Consider the following 17,447-nt stretch of genomic DNA (forward strand, 5'->3'; position numbering starts at 1 on the left):
GTAAGGCATTCGGCAACACTCGATCCGGTGGTGCACATGGCATATGCCACCGGCTGGGCAAGTGACCTACCGTCACGGGTGAGCCGGGGCCGCCGAGTTGACGCGGTCCGTCAGCCCGCCGCGGCGGGGCCGTCGACCGCCCGCTTGAGGTTACTCAGCGTCCGGTGGATGTTCCTGGCCTGGAAATCGGCGAAGGTGTGACCGCCCGTCGCGATCCGGTCGAAGCCGTTCGCGACGGCGTCGGGCCACGAACGCCGGTCGTCCGTCCAGGTCTCGGTCACGCGCGTGCCGCCGTCGACCGCCTCCAGGCGGTACTCCCAGCTGGCGATCGGACCGCGCAGCCGCGGGGTCCTGGGCCCGATCGCGTGGACCCGGAAGGCGAACCGCTCGCCCGCGTCGGCGGCGGTCACCGTGCAGCGCGTCGTCCAGCGCACCGGGCCGCGCTTGTTGTGGCCGTCGAAGACCATGCCCACGTACGTCTCCCGGTCCTCGCCGGCCACGCGGCGGACCGTCGCCCCGAGATTCTCCGGACTCCACCGGCCCATCAGCGCGGGCCGGCTGATCCGCTCGTACACGGCGTCGGGGGTCGCGGCGACGACGACGCTGTCGGACACGGTGAGCGTACGCGGCATGGGGCTCCGATCCTGTTCCCGGAGCCTGGCGGCCGTCCGGCCCTCCGACTCTAGGTCCTGTCCTCCGGATGAGGCACAGGGTGCCCGCCCGCACGCGCGCTCAGCCGGTGGGGGCGCGGTGGAGCACCATCAGCAGCCGCCACACCTGCCCGGCGACCTTGGCCGGCGGCGCCTCGATCATCCCGTGCAGCCAGTCGGCCAGTACGCCGGCGAAGGACGCCGCGACCGCCGAGGCGATCAACTCCGGTTCGGGCGCGCCGGCCAAGGCCCGCTCCCTGCGGCTGTACTCCCGCAGCTCCCGGTGGAGCAGCTCGCCCAGCGGACCGCTGCCGCCCGGCCGCAACAGCGTGCGGTACAGGGCGGCGTGCGGCACCAGGCCGGTGAAGAAGGCCGTCAGGTCGGGCGGCGGCGACGCGGGGTCCGGCACACCGCGCCAGGCGTGCAACGCGTCCACCGCCTCCCGGACGACCGTGGCGCACGCGTCGACGGCGAGCGCCTGGAGGTCCGCGTAGTGCAGGTAGAACGTGGCCCGGCCGACGCCCGCCCTGCGCACCAGCGCGGCCACGCCCACCTGTTCGAGCGGGCGCTCCGCGCACTCGTCGAGGAGCGCCTGCCGCAGGGCGGCCCGGGTCCTGGCCGCCCTGGGGTCGGCCGGGGGCGATGAGCCGGCCGCCCCGCCGGCCGCCCCGCCGCTCATCCCGCCGCCAGTACGACGGCCAGCGCTATCGCGCCCGGCAGCGCCTGGGCGAAGAGGATCCGGCGGTTCGCCGTGGCCGCGCCGTACACGCCGGCGACGACCACGCAGCTCAGGAAGAAGATCTGCGCGCGGTACCCGGTCGGGTCGCCCGTGATCAGGCCCCAGACCAGGCCGGCCGCCAGAAACCCGTTGTAGAGGCCCTGGTTGGCCGCCAGGTGCGCGGTGGCGCGGGCCATCTCGGCGTCGAAGCCGGACAGGCTCCGGCCGGGGCCGCGCTCCCAGAGGAACATCTCGAGCACCATGACGTAGACGTGGAAGGCGGCCACGAGGGCGACCAGGATCTGTGCTGCGGTATTCACGGGGGCATCCTCGGGGGTCAGTGTTATGGACGGGTGTCTGTGAACTATAGACACCCGTCCAGAAGATGCGCCACCCCGGGGCGCTACTCGCCGCCCGAACGCCCCTGCCCCTTCTGCCGGTTGATGCCCGCCGAGAGCAGCGCGTCCTCACACCGGGCCACCGCCGTCTGACGGGACGGCACCTGCCGCCACGCGCCCTCCCCGGCCGCCCCGGAGCCCTCGTCGGCGCCCGGCGCCAGATCGCCGACCACCGTCACCTGATGCCCGCGCGCCGCCAGCCGGCTCAGGGTCTCCCGCAGCATGACCTCGGCGAAGGGCCTGACCTCCGTCACCTCCTCCAGATCGAGCACCACCCAGCCGGGCTCCTCGGGGACGACGGTGCCGAGTTCGTACAGCAGCCGTTCCACCTCCGTGAAGTCGAGGATCCCCTGCGCGGCGACGATCGCCACGTCGTCGCCCGCGCGCTCGATGACCTCGCGTTCGGCCTCGCTGCGCGGCCGGTCCGAAGGGGCGGTCCGCGCGGTCTCCGCCAGCATCACGGTCGGCGCCGTCCGTGAGGACCGGCGCATCAGATGGAGGCCGAACCGCGCCGACAACTCGCGCAGCACGGCCACCCCGCGCACCGGATTGCCCAGGGCGTCCAGCGGCGGGCTGTGCACAGCCATGCCGAACCGCGCCGGACTGGCGGCGATCAGCCCGCCCGACACGCCGCTCTTCGCGGGGAGTCCGACCCGCAGCAGCCAGTCGCCCGACGCGTTGTACATCCCGCAGGAGGCCATGACCGCGAGCACCTGCACGGCCACCGGCTCGGGCACCACCGTCTCTCCGGTCGAGGGATTGACGCCGCCGTTGGCCAGCGTCGCGGCCATCACCGCCAGATCGGCCGTCGTCACACGTACCGAGCACTGACCGAAGTACGTCTCCACGCCGTTCGGGTCGCCGGGCAGCGAGCCCGCGCCGCGCATCAGGTACGACAGGGCCCGGTTGCGGTCGCCGGTCTCGGACTCCGAGGCGCGGACCCGCTCGTCCACGTCCAGCCGCCGTCCCGCGAACCGGCCGAGGCAGTCGAGGATCCGCTCGAACCGCTCGTCCTCGTTCGCTCCCGGTACCAGCGCGGTCGTGACGATCGCCCCCGCGTTGATCATCGCGTTCGCCGGCCGCCCGGTGCCCGGCTCCAGACTGATCGCGTTGTACGCCTCGCCGCTGGGCTCCGCGCCGACCCACCGGGTCACCTCGTCGAGTCCCAACTCGGCCAGGACCAGGGCGTACACGAACGGCTTGGACACCGACTGGAGGGTGAAGGGCGTGTCGACGCCGCCCGACCAGTAGTGGTTGCCGCCCATGCTGGTCAGCGCGATACCGAAGGTGTGCGGGTCGGCGGTGGCCAACTGCGGGATGTACGAGGCGACTTCGCCCTCGTCGAGGGTGGCGACCCGCCGCTGGAGCTCCACCAGCGCGTCGGTGATGACATCGGTGGCCGAGACGGCTGTCACGGACGACCTCCAGAAGGCTGGTCTGCGCGGTGCTCCGGGGCAAGCCGAAGCCCCCGGGCGCGGACTCGATCATCCGCGCCCGGGGGCCCCGGCCAGCATTCCCCGATGGGGGCGCTTGGAGTTAACGCCGCCCACTCTGGCATCCGGGACGATCACGTCAGGGGAGCCGCGCCGTCCCACCCGGTGGGTGTCACCAGATGGACTCGGCCCATTCGGGGTGGTCGATGAACGGGTTGCGGTTGTGCTGGAACTGGCTGTATATGACGTCGTTGCGGCGCTTCTCGAAGGCGTCCGGCGGGTCCTCGTCGTTCCACTGCTTCAGCACGGACAGCCGTCCCATCAGGGGGGCCGAGCCGTTGTTGACGCGGTCGTTCGGTTCGAGGTCGGCGAAGGAGTCGGTGCCCTCGTAGCGGACCGCCATGTAGAGGATCATGCGGGCGACATCGCCCTTGACCGCGTCACGCGGCTCGTAGGAGTCGCTGTCGGTGAGGTTCCCGGGGGCGCCGCTGACCGGGCTGCCGCCGTTGTCGAAGTCCTTGTTGCCGCGGATGCCGTTGACCTGCACATCCTCCGGACGCAGATGGTGGACGTCGGTGCCCGGGCCCTGCGACGTACCGAAGTCGCCGTGGGACTGGGCCCACACGTGCTCGCGGTTCCAGTCGCCGACGGCGCCGCCGTTCCTGGACTTCGCGCGTGAGAGGCCGCTGTAGAGGAGGACCACGTTGGCGGAGTTGGCCGGGTCCTGGTCGGTGACCTTGAGGGCTTCCCAGACGCCGCTGTAGGAGAGCTTCGTCTGGTTGCGGATGATGCCGTGCAGCGCGCTCTTGAGCGCGGGCCCGGTCTTGCCGAGCGCGCCCTGGTAGTAGGTGTCGTCCAGTGCGGCGGTTCCGGCCGAGGCGCCGGTGACGGTGGTTCCCGACGAGGCCGCCGGGGGTGTGGCGGCGGGGGCGGCGGTCGCGCTGCCGGCGAGCACCGCGGCGGCGGCGCACAGGGCCAGCACCGGCCGTACGGCGGGAAGGTGACGACGAGACATATGGGGGGTGCCCTCTCGATCAGGGGATCACCGCGCGTAGATCCGGCGGGTGGGCGGTGCGCGCGGTGATCGTGTCGATGTGACGTTTCCGCAGGAGCTTTCCACAGCGCCTGTGACGCTGGGGTGAATGCTCCGCGTCCATCATGTGCAGGTCAAGATGCGGGCGCACGACGGGCGTTGAGTGGGGGGCAGGCTGCTTCGCGCGTTCACATGGATGGGCCGAAAACACAGTGCTGAAACTTTTGGTCCATACCAACTCCTTGACGGGCGCCCTGTGGCTGCCTTGAATCAAGCATGGGGATAAGCGCGCGAGCGCTTCCCCTCTCCGCTACACCTGTCATGCGCATGCCCCCCACGCAAAGCGATGTGATGACCGTGCCCATGTCCTGGCGGCGCCGTACGGCGCTGTACACCCTCGCACTTCTGTGCACCTCCGGAGCCGTGGCCGCCGTGCCCGCCGGAGCCTCCGCCGCGTCGGACCCCCACTCCGCCGCGGCACCCGCAGCCATCAAGTTCGAGGACAACTTCGACGGCCCGGCCGGCGCCGGCGTCGACGGAAACAAGTGGCAGATCGAGACCGGCGACAACGTCAACAACCACGAGCGGCAGTACTACACGTCCGGGAACAACAACGCCCAGCTCGACGGGCAGGGCAATCTCGTCATCACCGCCCGCAAGGAGAACCCCGGCAACTACCAGTGCTGGTACGGCACGTGTGAGTACACCTCGTCCCGGCTGAACACCTCGGGCAAGTTCGACTCCGCGTACGGCCGCGTCGAGGCCCGCATGAAGATCCCGCGCGGTCAGGGCATCTGGCCCGCGTTCTGGGCGCTCGGCAGCGACATCGGCCAGGTCGGCTGGCCCAACAGCGGTGAGATCGACGTCATGGAGAACGTCGGCTTCGAGCCGGGCACCGTCCACGGCACGCTCCACGGCCCCGGCTACTCGGGCTCGGGCGGCATCGGCGCCGGCTACACCCTGCCGAACGGCGAGGCGTTCGCGGACAACTTCCACACCTTCGCGGTGGACTGGGCGCCCGACTCCATCAAGTGGTCCGTGGACGGGCAGGTCTTCCAGACCCGTACGCCCGCCGATCTCGGCGGCCGCCAATGGGTCTTCAACAAGCCGTTCTTCCTGATCCTCAACCTCGCGGTCGGCGGCTACTGGCCCGGTGACCCCGACGGCAGCACTGTCTTCCCGCAGCAACTGGTCGTCGACTACGTACGCGTCAGCGACTAGGACCCCGTTTCTGTTCCTCACGTGCCGGACGGGCAAGTGCCGGACAGGCTCCGGCCCGTCCGGCACGTGAGGACGATCCGGCCCACCGGGCGTCCCCGGCGGGCCCCCTCAGAAGTGGACGGTGACCGCGCATGACCGCCTCGTATCTGCCCTGGAAGCACCTCAGACCGCTGGCACTGCTGGCCATGCCCCTGGTGGCCGTCGCCTCGACCATGAGCGTGACGCCCGCGACCGCGGCCGTCGCCGCCGTCGGCACCATCACGGGCCTCGGTGGCAAGTGCGTGGACGTGGCGGGAGCGAGCACCGTCAACGGCGCGGCCGTTCAGTTGTACGACTGCAACGGCAGCGGCGCGCAGCAGTGGGACGTCGCCTCGGACGGCACGATCCGCGCGCTGGGCAAGTGTCTCGACGTGAAGGACGGCGGCACGGCGAACGGTTCCGTCCTCCAACTCTGGACGTGCTCCGGAGCCGCCAACCAGAAGTGGACCGTCTCGGCGGCCCGCGACATCGTCAACACCCAGGCGAACAAGTGCCTGGACGCCACCGGCAACAGCTCCGCCAACGGCACCAGGCTCCAGCTGTGGACCTGCACCGGCTCCGCCAACCAGAAGTGGACCGCGCCCTCCGGCGGCGGGAACCCCGACCCCGGGGGCGCGCCCATGGCCGTCGCACCGTACATCTACAACGGCTGGGGCAGCCCGCCCAACCCCGCCACCGTCCAGAACGCGACCGGCGTCAAGTGGTTCACCCTCGCCTTCGTCCTCAGCAACGGCTACTGCAACCCGCAGTGGGACGGCGGCCGGCCGCTGGCCGGAGGCGTGGACCAGCAGACCATCAACACCGTGCGCGCGGGCGGCGGTGACGTCATCCCGTCCTTCGGCGGATGGAGCGGCAACAAGCTGGAGAGTTCCTGCGGCAGCGCGGGTGAGCTGGCCGCCGCGTACCAGAAGGTCATCAACGCGTACGGCCTGAAGGCGATCGACATCGACATCGAGGCCGCCGCCTACGACAGCCCCACCGTCCAGCAGCGCACGGTGGACGCGCTCAAGACCATCCGAGCCAACAACCCCGGCATCAAGATCTACATCACCTTCGGCACCGGCCAGAACGGCCCCGACACCAGCCTGATCAACCGCGCGGCCTCCTCCGGCCTCACGGTCGACAGCTGGACGATCATGCCGTTCAACTTCGGCGGCAACGGCCAGAACATGGGCACGCTGTCCGTCCGCGCGGCCGAGGGTCTGAAGACGGCGGTCAAGAACGCCTACGGCTACGGCGACGACGAGGCCTACCGCAAGACCGGCATCTCGTCGATGAACGGCGTCACGGACGTCGGCGAGACCATCACCGTCGCCGACTTCCGGACGATCCTCGCCTACGCGCAGCAGCGCCACCTCGCCCGGCTGACCTTCTGGTCCGTCAACCGCGACCGGCCCTGCACCGGCGGCGGGGGGGACACCTGCTCCGGCGTGGGCCAGTCCGACTGGGACTTCACCCGCGTACTGGCGCAGTACCGAGGCTGACCCGGCCGCTCCCGACGACCACCGCCCCGGACACCGCTCCCCCGACGGTGTCCGGGGCGGTCCGCGTGCTCCGTGCTGGTACGGGCGGTCCGGAGGCCCGGCTCAGAGCGCCGGTTCCACTTCCAGGAAACGCCGGCGGCGGGCGCCGCGGTAGAGCAGGGCCTCCCAGCCCAGCGGGGTCAGCACGGCGGCGCACGCGGTGAGTTGGTGCTCCTCGTCCTGGGCCGCGCCGCCGCCGTGCGGGCCGAGCCACTCGACCCGTACCGTCCCCGGGCGTTCGCCCGCGGCGACGCGGAATCCGGTGGCCGTACGCAGGCCCTCGCCGTCGACCGCGGAGGGCGGGACTCCCGCGGCCTCCAGCGCCAGGGCGACAGCTCGGACCGGCTGGTTCCGCTCCCAGACGGCCGGAACGGCGGCGGGATCGGCAGCGGTGGTGTTGGTGAGGCGGCGAATCTGCGACAGGCCGCCGAAGGCGACCCGCACCTCGGCGGCGCGCACTTCCGGCGGTACGGGGGACGCCGGGCCGTCGCCGGTCGCGGCGGCGAAACCGCCCGGTCGCTCCTCGCCCCCGTCAGCACTCATGGACGAAGAGTAGACGCGGGGCCCGGGCCCGGACGAAAAGGAGCCCCGACCGGACGGGGGAGACCGGTCGGGGCCGTTGAGGCGGGGTGCGGGCGGCGGTCGCCTCTCGGCGATGGGCTCCACAGGGCTTCAGCCGAACGATCTTCCCTGTGGGCATTTCTGATGGGGCCCGGGGACACTGTTCCGTCCACACCCACACTGCTCTCAACGGCTACCCGTCATCGAATGTTCCCGCGATGTCCCGGTCGTCCCGTTCCCGTGGAGGAGCGGGCGCGCGGCCGCTGTCAGTGGCGGGTGGTAGACCGGAACTCTCGGCCGTCCGGCCGGCCGCTTGCCCGGCAGTTCACAGGAGGAGACCCCATGGCACCGACCCCGACCGGCAGGCTGCTGCGCGCACCCGACGGGGTCGACCTCGTTCTCACCCGCGGATTCGCCCTCCCGGTCCAAGAGGTGTGGGCCGCCGTCACGGAGCCGGCGCGCACCGCCTTGTGGTTCGGCCCGTGGGAGGGCGACGGCGTCCCCGGCGGCGCCGCGCGCGTGCGGATGGTCTTCGAGGAGCGGACGCCCTGGATCGAGCTGCGCATCGAGGCGTGCGAGGCGCCGCACCACCTGATCGTCACGACGGTCGACGAGTCGGGCAGCTGGAGACTGGAACTGAGACTGTCGGGCACGCCGGCCGAGGGGGCCGACCCCGACACGGGCGGTACGGAACTCCAGTTCATCCAGCATCTCCGTACGGAGGCCGGTGCCGGCGAGATCGGCGCGGGCTGGGAGTACTACCTGGACAAGCTCCGCGCCTCCCTGGACGGCACCCCGCAGCCGGTGTTCGAGGACTACTACCCGGCACAGAAGGCGTACTTCGAGGGGCTGAGGGCCGAGTAGTCGCGCACGGGCGGCCGTACCTCCCCAGGGCCCACCGCCCACAACGGCTCCTCACAGGGCCCAGTCCGCCGAGGCCGCCGACGTCCGGGTGCGGCCGAATTCCAGCGTGGTCAGGACGGCCTCCGCCGGCAGGTCGAAGACCAGCCACCCACGCGCCGACCGGCCGGCGGCGAGCGGCACGGGCCACTTCAGCACCGGGCCCAGCGTGAGATCGGCGGCCGCGGGCGGCGGTACATGCCGGCGGCCGAGCGTGTCCACGGCCGTGAAGCTGTTCGCCACGTCGTGTCCGTACGGCCGCGCCCCCGCGTTGCTGACCTCGGCGAGGACGGCGACCCACTTCCTGCCGGGCGCGGCGCTCGCGCCTCTCGCCTTGCCCGGATCGGTGTCCGGGTCCGCGCCGCTCTTCGCGCCGCGGCCGGGGCTACCGCCCGCGGCCCCGGACGCCTCGTCGACGACGGCCGTCACGGCCAGGGCCAGCATCGCCTCGTCATGACCGTCGGGATGGTTCACGAGCACGGTGTCGCCCAGCAGTACGGCGGTCCGGGCGGGCCGCACCGTCCGGGCCGAGCGCCCGTCGTCGGACTCCGTGTCGTACGGCGCCGAAACGCAGCCGGTGAGGGTGCACGCGGCACCCACGGCGACGGCGAGAACCGTCAGGCCGAAGGGGCGGCGCCTCGATGAGCGTGTCATGACCGAATGATGGAGCGCCCGATCGTGTGGACGCCGCTCATCCACAGGTGTTTCCAGGACATCTTCTGTCCTAGACGCTGCCTACGTTGGGGTCATCGCGCCGACGCCCCACGAAGGAGCCCACCATGAGCGTTCTCAGCGGCACCCAGCCCGAAGGCACCCCCACCTGGATCGAGCTCAGGACCCCCGACCGCGAGGGCGCGCTCGCCTTCTACCAGGCACTTTTCGGCTGGGAGTACGAGGCGTACCCGACCGGCGACACCGACGGCACCGTCTGTCTGCTGCGCGGCCGGCCCGTCGCCGGGATCGTCCCGGACCCGGACCGGACCACCGCCGTGTGGACCATGTACTTCGCCACCGACGACTGCGACGACACGGCCCGGCGCGTCACCGAGGCGGGCGGCCGGCTGATCGAGGCACCGGCGGACCTGGCCGACCACGCCCGTACGGCCGTCGCGGTGGACGCCGTCGGCGCCCGGTTCGGGCTGTGGGAGGGCCGCTCCCGGCTCGGCAGCGAGATCGTGAACGAGCCCGACTCGCTGGTCCGCAACGACCTGATCACCCCCGATCCCGAGCCGGCCCGCGCCTTCTACACGGCGCTGTTCGGCTTCACGCTGGACGGCAACGACGAAGTGCCCGAGCTCGACTTCACCTTCCTGCGCCGTCCCGACGGGCACGAGATCGGCGGGATCATCGGCAGCACCGACGTGCCCACGTCCGCCTGGGGCACCCTGTTCGCCGTGGCCGACGCCGATGCCGTGGCCGCGCGTGCCACGGCGTCCGGCGGCTCGTCCACCGAGCCGGAGGACACCCCGTACGCACGCATGGCCGCGGTCACCGACCCGTCGGGCGCGGTGTTCTCGGTGGGCACGGCGCCGTAGCGATTCGCACCCCGCGCCCCGCCCGGCGACGGTCTTCGACCCCGCCCGCGCGGCCCCGGCCGCCCCGCCGGATCGAGCCGCGCGGGCGGACGTAGCATCACTCGTATGGAGAAGCGCGTACTGGGCAGGACGGGCCGAGAGGCGTCCGTCGTCGGACTGGGCACATGGCAGCTGGGGGCCGACTGGGGTGACGTCGTCGAGGCCGACGCCTTCGCCGTCCTCGACGCGGCGCTCGAAGCGGGCGTGACCTTCTTCGACACGGCGGACGTGTACGGCGACGGCCGCAGCGAACAGCTCATCGGCCGGTTCCTGAAGGACCGCCCGGACGCCGACGTGTTCGTCGCGACGAAGATGGGCCGCCGGGCCGAGCAGCGCCCCGAGAACTACAGCCTGGACAACTTCCGTGCCTGGAACGACCGTTCACGCGCCAATCTCGGCGTGGACACCCTGGACCTGGTCCAGCTGCACTGTCCGCCGCCCGCCGTCTACTCCTCCGACGCCGTCTTCGACGCGCTCGACACCCTGGTCGCCGAGAAGCGGACAGCGGCCTACGCGGTGAGCGTCGAGACCTGCGCCGAGGCGCTGACCGCAATCGCCAGGCCGGGCGTCGCCTCCGTACAGATCATCCTCAACCCCTTCCGGCTCAAGCCGCTCGAAGAGGTGCTGCCAGCCGCCCGGGAGGCCGGGGTCGGCATCGTCGCGCGCGTTCCGCTCGCCTCCGGTCTGCTCTCCGGCAAGTACACGAAGGACACGGTCTTCGCCGCCGACGACCACCGCACCTACAACCGGCACGGCGAGGCGTTCGACCAGGGCGAGACCTTCTCCGGCATCGACTACGCCACGGGACTCGCGGCAGCCGCCGAATTCTCCGGCCTGGCCCCCGAAGGCGCCACACCGGCCCAGACCGCACTGCGCTGGATCATCCAGCAGCCCGGCGTCAGCACCGTCATCCCGGGCGCCCGCTCCGTGGACCAGGCACGGGCCAACGCCGCCGCGGCCTCTCTCGCAACGCTCCCGGCGACCACGCTGGACGCCGTGCGTGATCTGTACGACCGCCGGATCCGTGCGGAGATCCACCACCGCTGGTAGGGATGGACGGGACAGATCCGCGTACATGGTGCGAAGGAGATTTCCCGTGGCCCTGAACGTCGAAGAACGGCAGCGGTTTCTCGCCGAGCCGCACGTCGCGGCCATCGCCGTCGCCTCCGGCTCGACGAACCGGGCGCCGCTTGTCGTCCCCGTCACGCTCGAACCACTGATCTATTAGCGTGCTCTCATGGAGAAGACACTGAAGGGCGCCCTCGTGCTCCTGCGCCCGGCCGTCCCCGACGACATTCCCGCACTCGCCACCATCCGCGCCACGCCCGAGGTCTACGCGGCGTGGCGCGGCGGTGACGACCTGCTCGCGGCCGTGACCGAGGATCTCGACGAACCCGGCCTCACCTCACTGGTGATCGAACTCGACGGCGCCACCGTCGGCGCCATCCAGTGGGGCGCCGAGGAGGACCCCGACTACCGGCACGCGAACATCGACATCTACGTCGACCCCGCAGCGCACGGCCGCGGAGTGGGCACCGACGCCGTACGGACCCTGGCCGGGCACCTCATCAGGGACCTCGGGCACCACCGCGTCGTGATCGATCCGGCCGCCGACAACGCCGCGGCGATCAGGTGCTACGGCAAGGCCGGCTTTCGGCCCGTCGGGATCATGCGGGACTACGAGCGCGGTCCCGACGGGACCTGGCACGACGGCCTCCTGATGGACCTCCTCGCCGACGACCTCACCGAAGCCGAAGCCGAAGCTGACGACCGCACCGGCTGAGGGGCCTTCAGCGGCCGCACTCCAGGGACTTCAGAGCGATCGAGTCGGCCATCGCCTGCATCCCCTTGTCGTTGGGATGCAGATGGTCGCCGTTGTCGAACGTCGGCAGGAGCCGCTCCGCGTCGTACGGGCTGCGCACCACCTTGTCGAAGTCCACGACCGCGTCGACCGCCCCGCTGGTTCGGATCCACTCGTTCACCCCGGTGCGCACGGCCTCACTCGCGGGATCCCACTCCGACCAGCCCTTGAACGGCATGACGGTGGCACCGACGACACAGAGGCCCGCCGCGTGCGACCTGTCGATGATCTCGCGGTAACCCGCCGTCAGGGACGCGGCCGTGACGCCGGTGTGGGACTTGATGTCGTTGACGCCCTCGAACAGCACCACCGTCCGCACACCCGGGAGCGACAGCACGTCACGGTCGAGCCGCTTGAGCGCGCTCTGCGCCGCGCCGTCCGCCAGGACCTGGTTGCCCGAGATCCCCGCGTTCGCCACACCCTTCACGGTGCTGCCGGTGGAACCGTGCAGCCGGCGGGCCAGGAAGTCGGGCCAGCGCAGATTCTTGTCCGTGCTGGACTGCCAGCCGTCCGTGATGGAGTCCCCGAGCGTCACCACCGCTCCGGCTCCGCGGTCCGCGTCCACGGTGACCGCGTCGAGGTAGAACCACGACCCCAGCCGCTCCGTGTACGCGCCGTCCCGCTCCTGTGCCGCGTGGTTCCCGCTCGTGGCGTACGACGTCGCCAGAGCCATCCCGTGCCCGGTGGCCGGCCCGCCCGCGTCACGTATGTACAGACTGACGGCGAGATCGCTCATCGCCGCGACCCTGCCGGGCAGGGGGTCGCTGTAGCGGATCTCGCCCGGCGCCAGGGTCACGGACCCGGACCCGTCGAAGGCGAGCTTCCTGTTGCTGCCGGGGCGCAGCCGGGCGCCGCTCTCGCGGAGCCCGGCGTACGCCCCGCCGATCACCAGGGGCCGGTCCCCGAACGCGTTGGAGACCCGGACACGCAGTCCCGTACCGCCCACGCTCGTCCGCACGACCAGCCGGTAACTCCGGTCGCCTGCCGCGTCACCCAGCCGGTCCGCACTCGACGCCCAGGTGACGACGGACTTCGCGGGCGGGGGAGGAACGGCCGCGGTGGCGGCCGTGGCGGACGGAACGTGGACGGGCGCGAGGAAGGCCGCGGCCAGCAGCACCCCGGCCAGGCCAAGGCGTACGGCCCCGCTCATCCGAAGTTCCGCAGCGTGACGGTTCTCCCGGAGCGCACGTCCACGTCGTGCGAGACGCCGCCGGCCGTGACCTTCGTCCGGCGCCCGCCGACACTGCGGATCCTCGCCTCCCGGACCTTCCCGTCCCGCCAGCTCAGATCGACGACGAAACCGCCGCGCGCGCCGATGCCGGTGACCGAACCGGACCGTGCCCAGGCGCCGGGCAGCGCCGGAAGCAGCTCGATATGGCCGGGCCGCGAGTAGAGCAGCATCTCGATCATCGCGGCGGGAGTACCGAAGTTGGACTCGATCTGGAAGATCCCGCGGCCCTTCTCGACCTCGTAGATGTCGAAGAGGTTCATCGCGGTGCCGTTGGTGCCGTCGATGGACGGCCGCAGATTGTTGACGACCAGCTCGTACGCGTTGTCCGCGTGCTTCAGCCGCGCCCAGCACAGGGCGCGCCAGGCGTTCGCCCAGCCGAAGCTCTCCATCCCACGGGCGGTGAGGAGTTCGGTGGCGCCCTTCACCAGCGCCGCGGGCGAGGCGTCGGGGCGGATACGGTCGCCGGGGAACAGGCTGATCAGCGGCGAGAGATGACGGTGCGTCGTCTCACCGAGGTTGTCGGGGGACATCCACTCCTGGAGCCAGCCGGTCTTCGGGCTGACCTCGGGCAGATACAGCCGTTCCTGGAGCCCGGCCACGGTCCTGGCGAACTCCGCGTCCCTGCCGAGGAGTTCGCTGGCCTCGCGGTAGTTGATGAACAGATCGCGGACCACCTCCTGGGCGTAGGTGATGCCCTTCGCGTCCTGCGGGCCGTGCTCGGGGGACCAGTCGTTGTCGGCGACGAGGACTTCGCGCTCCTCGCCGCTCGAAGCGTCCTTGACCGTCATGGTCACCAGCCGCGTCTCCCAGAACTCGCAGGCTCCCTTGAGCATCGCGTAGATCTTCTTCACATGCGCCAGGTCCCGCGTGTACTGGTAGTGCTCCCACAGCGTGTTGCACAGCCACGCGTTGCCCGGCGGGTGCCACCACCAGCCGAGTCCGCCGTAGATGTTCGTCGAGTACGCCACGGTCCAGCCGGCGACCTCGCCGGAGGAGTTGCGGAACCGGTTGCGCGGATCGTTGAAGTGGGCCCGGGTCAGCTCGGACCAGACCGGCAGTTGTGCGAGACAGTAGTCGGTGAACGCGTCGAAGTTGCGGGAGAGACCGGTACGGTCGGCCATCCAGTAGTTCATCTGGATGTTGATGTCGGTGTGGTAATCGCCCATCCAGTCGGGGTCGTTGTCGTCCAGCCACGGACCCTGGAGGGCGACCGGCAGACCGTCCCGCGAGCTGCTGATCATCAGATAGCGGCCGAACTGGAGGTACAGCGCCTCAAGTTCGGGATCGGGCACGTCCTGCTGCGTACGGTGCTTCAGCCGCTCCCAGGTGTCGAGTGCCCGCTGCTCGCCCGTGGAGGGGCCCAGCGAGACGCTCATCCCCTCGAACTGGTCGCGGTAGTCCGCGACATGGGTGTGCAGCAGCGTGGTGGGGGAGTGGCGTACGGCGTCTCGGACCTTGGTCCTGGCGAGCGCGGCCGGATCGAGGTCCGGATCGCGGTAGCCGGTGGTGTGGTCGGGGGCGTAGTTCGATCCGCCGCTGATGACGACGGTCAGGTCGGCGCACCGGGTGAAGACGATCCGCGAGCCGCTCGTGGTGACCGAACCGCTCCCGCTGTGCGCGGTGACCGCGGCACCGTAACGCAGCCCGTTGGCGAACTCCGCGCCGAAGAACAGGCTGTCCTTCTTCGCGTCCGCCGACGTCTTCTCGTCATGGGTGCCGTCGAGGGAGATCGTGCCCGTGTAGTGGCCGCCGCCGCGCTGCGTGAAGTGGACGACGATCACGTCGTCCGGGTGGCTGGCGAAGACCCGGCGCTCGTAGCTGACGCCCGACCGGACGTAGCCGGAGGTGACCAGGCCCTGGTCGATGTCGAGTTCGCGGCGGAAGTCGTTGACCGAGCCGAGATCGTGGTCCGGGATCTCGACCGTCACCTGGGCGAGCTGGGTGAAGCTGCCGAAGTCGGCTCGCCCGTATGGGAATTGGCCGTCCGCCTCCAGTTCGTCGTTGATCCCGCCGGTCCACATCGTGGCGTCGGAGACGAAGAGGAGTTCCTGCCCGGGGTCGTTGCCGACGAGCGCGCCGAGCCGGCCGTTGCCGACCGGCAGGGCCCGTTCGAGCATCGTCGTCCTCCCGGCGGGCGCGCGGTACCACATCCGGGTCGTCGAGCCCTCGCCCTCGGCGAGCATGGGGGAGGCGGCGGGGCGCCTCGGGGGAGCGGAGGCGGCGAAGGCGGGCAGCGCGCCGAGCGCGGTGAGTGTGGCGGCGCCGGCGGCGAGGGTGAGCGCGCGACGCCGGGTGGGCCCGACGGCGGGCCGGTCGGGGGTGTGCGGGTGCTGATCGTTCACGGGACAACTCCATTCCTGCGGACCTGCGGAACAGGAGGTACGGGGAGCGACAGGCCGGGGGCGCGCCGGTGAGGGCGCGCCCCCGGGTCGTACTCGTACGGCGCCGGGACTCAGACGCGCGGTACGTCGATCTTGTCGATGTCCGGCGAGTAGCCCTCACCGCTGTCGAAGGTGATCGTGTTGCTGCCCGCCTTCAGGGTGACCGGCACGCTGATCGCGTCGGCCGCCTGCCAGCCGCCGGTGGCCGGGAAGGCCGTCGCGACGGGCGCCTTGCCGTTGGCCGAGACGCCGATCGACCGCGGGTCGCCCGAGGTGTAGGCGACCTTGACCAGATAGCGGCCGGCCTTCTTGACGACGACGTCCGTGAACTGGACCTTGCCGCCGACGTACAGGTTGCCGACCTTCTTGGTGCCCGAGCACTCGTCGCAGTCGGCGACGGACGCCGATCCGGTCAGGACGTTGTCCGGGGACTCCGCCTCGTACGCGGTGGTCTTCAGCTCCGGCCCCTGCGGGGTGACGGTGAACAGCCGCGAGCCGTGCGCCGGTACGGCCTGGGTGATGCCGTCCTGGTGCCGGCCGAGGCTCTCGCGGTTCCACACGTCATGTACGGACGCCTGGCCGGTGAAGCCGAGGGCCCCCCAGTCGGCGGTCACCGGCGAGGCGGAGTCACCCTGGTTGAACAGGGCGACGGTCCAGCTGCCGTCCGGGTTCTCGGACGCCCAGACCTGCTCGTCGCCGACGGAGGTCACGGGCTTCGCGGGCTTCCCCGGCTGCTGGTTGATCTTCAGCACGTCGCGGTTGGTCATCAGCGACAGGCCGTAGTCGTCGATCTTGGTGAGGTCGTCGCCGCTGTACAGCGGCGACTTGGCGACCGCCCACAGCGTCATGTAGCTCTGTCGCTCGGCCTTGGTGAGGCCGCTCATGGCGGCGTTGCCGACGTTGATGGCGTCCAGGTCGTTCCAGCCGCCGGGCCCGGCGTAGCGGGTCCAGCCGGGCGTGTCACGCCACCGGTCCTCGACCGAGTTCTCCCACGACACCAGGGTGTTGCAGTAGCACTCGACGTCCGTGTCGACGCGCCAGCCGTTGGACGTGGCCTGCCAGTCCTTGGCGTAGTTGATGTCGAGCGACCACGAGATCTCCAGGTGGATGGGCCGCTCGGTGGACTTGATGGCCTTCTGCCAGGCGGCGACGTCCGTGCGGTTGTCGTAGTTGTCGCCGCTCTTGAAGGAGCCGGGGCCCACACCGTCGAGCTTCAGGAAGTCGTAGCCCCAGTCGGCGATCAACCGCGCCTGCGAGTCGACGTACTTCTGCGCGCACGGCTTCGAGAAGTCGATCTTGTAGGAGCTGTCCCAGCCGTTGGTCGTGCGCAGATCGCTGTGGACGATGTCGCCGGTGGTGCAGTCGTCGGTGTTCCAGATCTTCAGCCTGCCGTCGCCGTACCCCTCCTTCTCCAGGCCCACGGGAAGGTAGATACCGGCCTTGAGCCCCTTGCCGTGAATACGGTCGGCGACCGCCTTCATCCCGCTGGGGAAGCGCTCCGTGTTGGTCTTCTGGCGCCCGTGTTCGTCGAACTCCGGGGTCCAGTCCCAGCCGCGCCACCAGCCGGCGTCGATGTTGACGTACTCGTAGCCGTACTTCTTGAGCTTGGAAGCCAGCGCGTCCGTCTGCTTGTTCACATTGGCTTCGGTGAGATAGCTGTAGTTGCCGGCCGGGTTCACCCCCGGATACGACGTGGTCTGGAGGCTCCAGCTGCTCCAGCCCATGTACGGCTTCTCGGCGACGGCGCCCGGCGCCGAGGCCGCCTGATCCGTTGTCCGGTCGGGGAGTTGGGCCTGGGCCGTGGTCGGTACGGCGACCGCCAGGCCGGCGGTGACGGCGAGGACGAGCGCGGCGCGCAGGGTTCTCGCGACGGTGCGAGTGGGTGGGCGCATGGGAGGGAGCCTCCTGCTTTCTCTGAAGGGGA

At 70.9% G+C, this 17,447-nt stretch carries 16 protein-coding genes and 1 pseudogene; 7 read left to right on the forward strand and 10 right to left on the reverse strand.

All coding sequences use genetic code 11. From position 1 onward, the window contains the following. Positions 1–110 precede the first annotated feature (110 nt). From P3L51_RS00320 to P3L51_RS00340, 5 genes are all read right to left on the reverse strand, one after another. Entirely contained in the window at positions 111–632 is a 522-nt protein-coding gene (locus P3L51_RS00320) for an SRPBCC family protein (protein ID WP_354602924.1), read from the reverse strand. Between the two features lie 100 nt (positions 633–732). Next, positions 733–1,329 carry a TetR/AcrR family transcriptional regulator gene (locus P3L51_RS00325; RefSeq protein ID WP_354602925.1) on the reverse strand — a complete coding sequence of 199 codons (597 nt, stop codon included), beginning with the start codon at positions 1,327–1,329 and terminating at the stop codon, positions 733–735. Beyond that, positions 1,326–1,688 carry a DUF1304 domain-containing protein gene (locus tag P3L51_RS00330; RefSeq protein WP_354602926.1) on the reverse strand — a complete coding sequence of 121 codons (363 nt, stop codon included), beginning with the start codon at positions 1,686–1,688 and terminating at the stop codon, positions 1,326–1,328. Before P3L51_RS00330 ends, P3L51_RS00325 begins: the two co-directional genes overlap by 4 nt. A gap of 83 nt (positions 1,689–1,771) precedes the next feature. Then, on the reverse strand, positions 1,772–3,181 hold the full coding sequence (gene glsA, locus P3L51_RS00335) for a glutaminase A (RefSeq protein WP_354602927.1): 1,410 nt from the start codon (positions 3,179–3,181) through the stop codon (positions 1,772–1,774). Between the two features lie 190 nt (positions 3,182–3,371). After that, positions 3,372–4,214 (reverse strand): endonuclease I family protein, encoded by an 843-nt coding sequence (locus P3L51_RS00340; protein ID WP_354602928.1) that lies wholly within the window; start codon positions 4,212–4,214, stop codon positions 3,372–3,374. 339 nt (positions 4,215–4,553) lie between these two features. Between P3L51_RS00340 and P3L51_RS00345 the strand changes: the two genes are divergently transcribed. Continuing rightward, positions 4,554–5,453 carry a glycoside hydrolase family 16 protein gene (locus P3L51_RS00345; RefSeq protein ID WP_354602929.1) on the forward strand — a complete coding sequence of 300 codons (900 nt, stop codon included), beginning with the start codon at positions 4,554–4,556 and terminating at the stop codon, positions 5,451–5,453. Positions 5,454–5,638: 185 nt separating this feature from the next. Then, positions 5,639–6,976 (forward strand): RICIN domain-containing protein, encoded by a 1,338-nt coding sequence (locus tag P3L51_RS00350; protein ID WP_435594346.1) that lies wholly within the window; start codon positions 5,639–5,641, stop codon positions 6,974–6,976. A gap of 102 nt (positions 6,977–7,078) precedes the next feature. On the opposite strand, the gene P3L51_RS00355 is transcribed toward P3L51_RS00350, so the two are convergent. Beyond that, positions 7,079–7,558: a hypothetical protein gene (locus P3L51_RS00355; RefSeq protein ID WP_354602931.1), complete on the reverse strand. Its 480-nt coding sequence runs from the start codon at positions 7,556–7,558 to the stop codon at positions 7,079–7,081. A gap of 360 nt (positions 7,559–7,918) precedes the next feature. Here P3L51_RS00355 and P3L51_RS00360 point away from each other — a divergent pair, with 360 nt between their 5' ends. Then, a complete protein-coding gene (locus P3L51_RS00360; protein ID WP_354602932.1) occupies positions 7,919–8,440 on the forward strand; it encodes an SRPBCC family protein in 522 nt (173 codons plus the stop codon). 51 nt (positions 8,441–8,491) lie between these two features. Here P3L51_RS00360 and P3L51_RS00365 read toward each other — a convergent pair whose 3' ends face one another. Continuing rightward, a complete protein-coding gene (locus P3L51_RS00365; RefSeq protein WP_354602933.1) occupies positions 8,492–9,130 on the reverse strand; it encodes a DUF4352 domain-containing protein in 639 nt (212 codons plus the stop codon). Positions 9,131–9,255: 125 nt separating this feature from the next. On the opposite strand from P3L51_RS00365, the gene P3L51_RS00370 reads away from it, so the two are divergent. The 4 genes and pseudogenes from P3L51_RS00370 (at position 9,256) to P3L51_RS00385 (ending at position 11,833) form a co-directional block, all read left to right on the forward strand. After that, positions 9,256–10,011 carry a VOC family protein gene (locus P3L51_RS00370; protein ID WP_354602934.1) on the forward strand — a complete coding sequence of 252 codons (756 nt, stop codon included), beginning with the start codon at positions 9,256–9,258 and terminating at the stop codon, positions 10,009–10,011. Positions 10,012–10,116: 105 nt separating this feature from the next. After that, the gene (locus P3L51_RS00375; RefSeq protein WP_354602935.1) at positions 10,117–11,100 is read left to right on the forward strand and encodes an aldo/keto reductase; all 984 of its coding nucleotides are present in this window, start codon (positions 10,117–10,119) and stop codon (positions 11,098–11,100) included. 46 nt (positions 11,101–11,146) lie between these two features. Continuing rightward, positions 11,147–11,263 (forward strand): annotated as a pseudogene (locus P3L51_RS00380) (pyridoxamine 5'-phosphate oxidase family protein); the annotation flags it as partial. Positions 11,264–11,287: 24 nt separating this feature from the next. Beyond that, on the forward strand, positions 11,288–11,833 hold the full coding sequence (locus P3L51_RS00385) for a GNAT family N-acetyltransferase (RefSeq protein WP_354602936.1): 546 nt from the start codon (positions 11,288–11,290) through the stop codon (positions 11,831–11,833). A gap of 7 nt (positions 11,834–11,840) precedes the next feature. Here P3L51_RS00385 and P3L51_RS00390 read toward each other — a convergent pair whose 3' ends face one another. The 3 genes from P3L51_RS00390 to P3L51_RS00400 form a co-directional block, all read right to left on the reverse strand. Continuing rightward, positions 11,841–13,061, reverse strand: coding sequence for an SGNH/GDSL hydrolase family protein (locus P3L51_RS00390; protein ID WP_354602937.1), 1,221 nt, complete (start codon positions 13,059–13,061; stop codon positions 11,841–11,843). Next, entirely contained in the window at positions 13,058–15,484 is a 2,427-nt protein-coding gene (locus tag P3L51_RS00395) for a glycosyl hydrolase family 95 catalytic domain-containing protein (RefSeq protein ID WP_354602938.1), read from the reverse strand. The genes P3L51_RS00390 and P3L51_RS00395 overlap by 4 nt, the downstream gene beginning before the upstream one ends. 110 nt (positions 15,485–15,594) lie before the next feature. Beyond that, the gene (locus P3L51_RS00400) at positions 15,595–17,415 is read right to left on the reverse strand and encodes an alpha-galactosidase D (RefSeq protein ID WP_354602939.1); all 1,821 of its coding nucleotides are present in this window, start codon (positions 17,413–17,415) and stop codon (positions 15,595–15,597) included. Positions 17,416–17,447 lie beyond the last annotated feature (32 nt).

The sequence above is a fragment of the Streptomyces panacea genome, from assembly GCF_040560175.1.
In the GTDB taxonomy this organism is placed as follows: Bacteria; Actinomycetota; Actinomycetes; order Streptomycetales; family Streptomycetaceae; genus Streptomyces; species Streptomyces panacea.

Coding starts and splice junctions, on each gene's coding strand:
- P3L51_RS00320 (WP_354602924.1), bottom strand. CDS start 632: ATGCCGCGTACGCTCACCGTGTCCGACAGCGTCGTCGTCGCCGCGACC.
- P3L51_RS00360 (WP_354602932.1), top strand. CDS start 7,919: ATGGCACCGACCCCGACCGGCAGGCTGCTGCGCGCACCCGACGGGGTC.
- P3L51_RS00375 (WP_354602935.1), top strand. CDS start 10,117: ATGGAGAAGCGCGTACTGGGCAGGACGGGCCGAGAGGCGTCCGTCGTC.
- P3L51_RS00350 (WP_435594346.1), top strand. CDS start 5,639: ATGCCCCTGGTGGCCGTCGCCTCGACCATGAGCGTGACGCCCGCGACC.
- P3L51_RS00325 (WP_354602925.1), bottom strand. CDS start 1,329: ATGAGCGGCGGGGCGGCCGGCGGGGCGGCCGGCTCATCGCCCCCGGCC.
- P3L51_RS00400 (WP_354602939.1), bottom strand. CDS start 17,415: ATGCGCCCACCCACTCGCACCGTCGCGAGAACCCTGCGCGCCGCGCTC.
- P3L51_RS00390 (WP_354602937.1), bottom strand. CDS start 13,061: ATGAGCGGGGCCGTACGCCTTGGCCTGGCCGGGGTGCTGCTGGCCGCG.
- P3L51_RS00345 (WP_354602929.1), top strand. CDS start 4,554: ATGCGCATGCCCCCCACGCAAAGCGATGTGATGACCGTGCCCATGTCC.
- P3L51_RS00365 (WP_354602933.1), bottom strand. CDS start 9,130: ATGACACGCTCATCGAGGCGCCGCCCCTTCGGCCTGACGGTTCTCGCC.
- P3L51_RS00370 (WP_354602934.1), top strand. CDS start 9,256: ATGAGCGTTCTCAGCGGCACCCAGCCCGAAGGCACCCCCACCTGGATC.
- P3L51_RS00355 (WP_354602931.1), bottom strand. CDS start 7,558: ATGAGTGCTGACGGGGGCGAGGAGCGACCGGGCGGTTTCGCCGCCGCG.
- P3L51_RS00385 (WP_354602936.1), top strand. CDS start 11,288: ATGGAGAAGACACTGAAGGGCGCCCTCGTGCTCCTGCGCCCGGCCGTC.
- P3L51_RS00340 (WP_354602928.1), bottom strand. CDS start 4,214: ATGTCTCGTCGTCACCTTCCCGCCGTACGGCCGGTGCTGGCCCTGTGC.